This window comes from uncultured Boseongicola sp., from assembly GCF_937988555.1.
Classification (GTDB): domain Bacteria; phylum Pseudomonadota; class Alphaproteobacteria; order Rhodobacterales; family Rhodobacteraceae; genus Boseongicola.
Window position 1 is genome coordinate 1 of sequence record NZ_CALJXO010000161.1, and the last position, 4142, is coordinate 4142.

Here is a 4142-nt window from a genome sequence, read left to right on the forward strand (position 1 = left end):
CTGCAACGACTTCGCCCGCATCCTCGACCAAAGTGGCCGCATCGCCATTCTCGACGCCAGCAGACGCAGCAGCGAGTTCGTCTGCAACGACTTCGCCCGCATCCTCGACCAAAGTGGCCGCATCGCCATTCTCGACGCCAGCAGACGCAGCAGCGAGCTCGTCTGCAACGACTTCGCCTGCATCCTCAACTTCGGCCACAATAACCTTCGGACTTGGTGCCAAAATGACCGACTGATCCGCAAAGGCCTCAGAACCGTCCAAAAACCGCTCAAGCAACGTCAAAACTCGCGGCACATCCGCCGTCCCAAGCGACAACAGCGCCACAAAGCTTCCGCCGCCATCCGCACCTGCCTGACCGGCCTCGGCCCCATCCAACAAAAGCGTCAGCGTTGAATTGGCGTCTGCACGCCCAGCAATAACGGTTTCTCCGTCCGGCTCGACACGTACAATGTCAAACACCGCGCGCGAAGTTCGTTCGACGGGCTCAGCCTCAGTAGCAGTCTCAACGTCAGCCACCACCGCCGGCTCATCTTCGGCCTCAGGTATGACTTCGGTTCTTTCTAAGACGATCTCATCTGCGGCAGGTGCAAGCACATCAACCGGCACCGCAACATCTTCAGTCTCGCTGCCCCGCAAACCAAAGAAAAGCGCCAGCGCCAACAGCGCGACAACCAATACGCCACCACTAATCCAGGTCGCTTTCACGCGCCTCTCCCCTGCCTCTCGGGTCTCATCCCTTTGCGCGATCGGTCCCGTCTCCGCGGCCCACGCTTGAGAGACCATAGCAACCCCGCTATCAAGGGTCAAAACCCGTTTCACATAAAGGAGTTGACCGCGTGCGCCTTCCCCCCTTCTCGGTGTGCGTATATTGCGGCTCGCGCGCGGGCAACGACCCCGATTATCTCGACGCCGCGCGCGACACCGGCAAACTCATCGCACGCGAAGGCTGGCGTCTTGTCTACGGCGCAGGCGACGTCGGGTTGATGGGCGCGGTGGCCCAAGCCGCCACAGACGCTGGCGCCCCCGCAATGGGCATCATTCCCACCCATCTTCTCGACCGGGAAGCCCCCTCGGGCGTGTTTGGCGACAGGATCATCACTGAAACCATGCACGAGCGCAAAAAGGTGATGTTCATGAACGCGGACGCGGTCATTGTGCTGCCGGGTGGTGCGGGCTCACTTGATGAGTTTTTTGAAGTCCTGACCTGGGCGCAACTCGACCTGCACGCCAAACCCATCATTTTGCTCAACGTTAACGGCTATTGGAACCCACTTCTCGCGCTCCTCGATCACGTCATCAACCACGGCTTTGCTGATGCATCGATGCGCGCCCTCTTCCAAAGCGTCGACACTATCGGGGAAATCACCGCGGCAATCGGCGCTAAAAGCTAAACGAAAAGTGGACTGACTTAAGCGACCGGCAACACGCGAACCCTCGGTGTTACGGCTCAGGATCTGGCGTTGCCAGCAATTCAGCCGCCGCGATCATAAGCCCACCGTAAATCTTGTTAACAAGTCCAAACGAGAAGCGTTTCAAAGCGCCTGCCGCGCGCAGGCCAAACCAGCCCCAAATCAATAGGATAACGCGATCGACGACGATATAGGTGATCCCAAGCCGTAAAAGTCGCGGCAAAACTGGTGCGGCCGGATCAATGAACTGCGGGAAAAGTGCAACAAAGAAGACAACCGCAAACGGATTGGCCATCGACGTAACAACCCTTGCCTGAACAGCCGTGACGCGTTTCCCGATGTATTGGCCTCAACGTCGCTGGCGTGATCTTTCGACAAACCCAACGAAACTCAAAACCATTTGATTCACACAAACGCGCTGGCCGAGGTTGTAATAATAGCCGCAAGCCCAAAGGCCGCACCCGTCATCTGCAAACAATTCGCCGTTAGATCACCGGCGATCGTATAGAACCTTCGGCGCAATGCGTGACGAATGCTGTTCGAGATAATCGGCAATTGGCTGGTATCAGGCGGCGTTGCGAAAAACACAGCGGCTGCAGCCAAACAGACAAGGTAGGTTTCCAATGACATGCTTTTTTGGCTCCCACGTCTGTTGAAGCAACGGTAGTCCTCGCTCCTGAATAGAGCAATGCAACGCTGGGGAAACGCTTCCAGCGGGAGCTGAGAGAAAAGCGCCAAAGCGTCCTATCCAGACTGCAGCAATTGGCCTTCGCGGCTCTCAACTCAGCAGAACTTCCTTACCCCGAACTCACGCATCCCAACTGCGAAGGCTCGGTGTTTTCCTTCCATCCAGAAGCGAATTTATTCCTCGCTATCTTCATGATTTTGGCTATCCGGCCTTTGCAATCTGCAAGTCTTACGTGCTCGGTCCAGTTCTTTTGACCTGGTACAGGTGCCGCCAATAAACCGCCGAAAAACGAAAAAAAGCGCGCCTCATGGGCGCGCTTTTCTCATTTAAATTGCCTGCAAAGCTTACATACGGCTTGCAACATTTTCCCAGTTCACCAGGTTGTCGAGGAAATTCGTGAGGTATACCGGACGCTTGTTGCGGAAATCGATGTAGTAGGAATGCTCCCACACATCGCACCCAAGGAGTGCTGTCTGACCAAAGCACAACGGGTTCACGCCGTTTTCAGTCTTGGTTACAGCAAGCGAGCCGTCGGCATTCTTCACAAGCCATGCCCAGCCCGAACCGAACTGACCGGCACCCGCCGCAGAAAACTGCGATTTGAAATCATCGACCGATCCAAAGCTCTCAACCAAAGCGGCGTCAAGCGCGCCCGGCATTCCAGTGTTGCCCGGTCCCATCATCTCCCAAAACTGGTTGTGGTTCCAAAGTTGGCTGATGTTGTTGAAGATGCCGTTCTGCGCAACGGCGTTGGCGTCGTAAGTGCCCTTGATGATGTCCTCAAGCGACTTGTCCGCCCATTCAGTGCCTTCAATCGCCTTGTTGCCATTGGTGACATAGGCGTTGTGGTGCAGATCGTGGTGGTATTCGAGCGTCTCAGCGCTCATGCCTTTAGCGGCAAGAGCGTCGTGCGCGTAGGGAAGATCAGGAAGTGCAAAAGCCATGACATGCCTCTTTGTTATTGGCGTTATCTCTGCCGTGTAACTGTGTCGGTATGCCCCGGTGGTCAAGAGCAACCTTTCTGACGATCAATTAAACTCGGTACTCTTCTGGCCGAAAAAGTCGGCCTAAATGTGCGAAAATCCGTAAATAGCGCTAAAAATACCTTGGCTCCGACCCAGGCTTGGATGCTTGCGTCAATAAGTCAAAAACATACCCTGCAACCGAACGGAAGCACACGACCATAGCGCGGTCTTCGCTTTCAAGCCAAATCGCTGCCGGAACTTGGGCAAGCCGCGTGCGACGCACCTCGCCCACGGGCAAAACGCTGGCGCGCAAGTCCGCCGGTGACAGTTTCGCCAACGCTTCACGCACGCCCGACGCTGTTCCTTTTACGCAAAATGCCGCCCGAGCATCCGAAACGTTCACTGCCAAATGATGGGCGCCCGAAAGCCCCGCCGACAAGGCGCCAACGCGCGCGTCGGCTTCGCCGTGTGGGCACACCAACAGCAATTCGTCGGGCGACATCCACAACAACTTATCCGTGCCCCCTGTCGTCATCTGGCGCTGATCCGGAACATTCAGTCCGAGGAGCGTCGCAACCTTGTCGCGAAACTCCGTGTTCCCATAATCGCCCCGGATCGTGACCATCCCGACCAGCCCGGCCTCTGTCACGTCGACAAATCCGTGCGCCGAAGAACCGGCCAATGCGCTCACTGCCTCAGACATTCTGCTTATCCCCATCGCGATCAAAAAACACCTGATGCACGATCTTCGCCAGCACATACGTGCCATCCACGCGGTTGAACTCCATCACCTCGCCCATCCGATCCGGCCCCAATTCGACCAATCCCATGGCAATCCCACGATCCAGCGTCGGCGAGTGATAGGTCGACGTCACGCGCCCCTGCACCACCCTTTGTCCATTGGCGTTCATGCCTTCGCCAACAGCGTAGGACCCATCCGGCAGCACAGAGCCATCAAGGGTTTCCAGCCCAACAAGCTTCCAGCGGAGCGGATCGGTCATATGGTCGCGCTCTTGAGCCCGCTTCCCAAGAAAGTCCTCTTTTTTCTTCGAGATCGCCCAGTTCAGTCCCAAGTCCTG

General features: G+C 56.7%; 6 protein-coding genes and 1 pseudogene. 1 reads left to right on the plus strand and 6 read right to left on the minus strand.

All coding sequences use genetic code 11. From position 1 onward, the window contains the following. Positions 1-706: pseudogene (locus Q1B15_RS08690) on the minus strand (hypothetical protein); the annotation flags it as partial. A 131-nt stretch (positions 707-837) separates the two neighbouring features. Here Q1B15_RS08690 and Q1B15_RS08695 point away from each other — a divergent pair. Next, positions 838-1392 carry a TIGR00730 family Rossman fold protein gene (locus Q1B15_RS08695; protein ID WP_299753058.1) on the plus strand — a complete coding sequence of 185 codons (555 nt, stop codon included), beginning with the start codon at positions 838-840 and terminating at the stop codon, positions 1390-1392. A 49-nt stretch (positions 1393-1441) separates the two neighbouring features. On the opposite strand, the gene Q1B15_RS08700 is transcribed toward Q1B15_RS08695, so the two are convergent. The 5 genes from Q1B15_RS08700 to Q1B15_RS08720 form a co-directional block, all read right to left on the minus strand. After that, on the minus strand, positions 1442-1705 hold the full coding sequence (locus Q1B15_RS08700; protein WP_299753060.1) for a hypothetical protein: 264 nt from the start codon (positions 1703-1705) through the stop codon (positions 1442-1444). Between the two features lie 110 nt (positions 1706-1815). Next, positions 1816-2040 (minus strand): hypothetical protein, encoded by a 225-nt coding sequence (locus Q1B15_RS08705; protein WP_299753062.1) that lies wholly within the window; start codon positions 2038-2040, stop codon positions 1816-1818. A gap of 402 nt (positions 2041-2442) precedes the next feature. Next, positions 2443-3042, minus strand: a complete 600-nt coding sequence (locus Q1B15_RS08710) for a superoxide dismutase (protein WP_299753064.1) — start codon at positions 3040-3042, stop codon at positions 2443-2445. 151 nt (positions 3043-3193) lie between these two features. Beyond that, on the minus strand, positions 3194-3766 hold the full coding sequence (locus Q1B15_RS08715) for a sarcosine oxidase subunit gamma family protein (RefSeq protein WP_299753066.1): 573 nt from the start codon (positions 3764-3766) through the stop codon (positions 3194-3196). After that, the coding region (locus Q1B15_RS08720; protein WP_299753068.1) for a glycine cleavage T C-terminal barrel domain-containing protein at positions 3759-4142 on the minus strand (384 nt) is incomplete at its 5' end. The genes Q1B15_RS08715 and Q1B15_RS08720, both read right to left, overlap by 8 nt.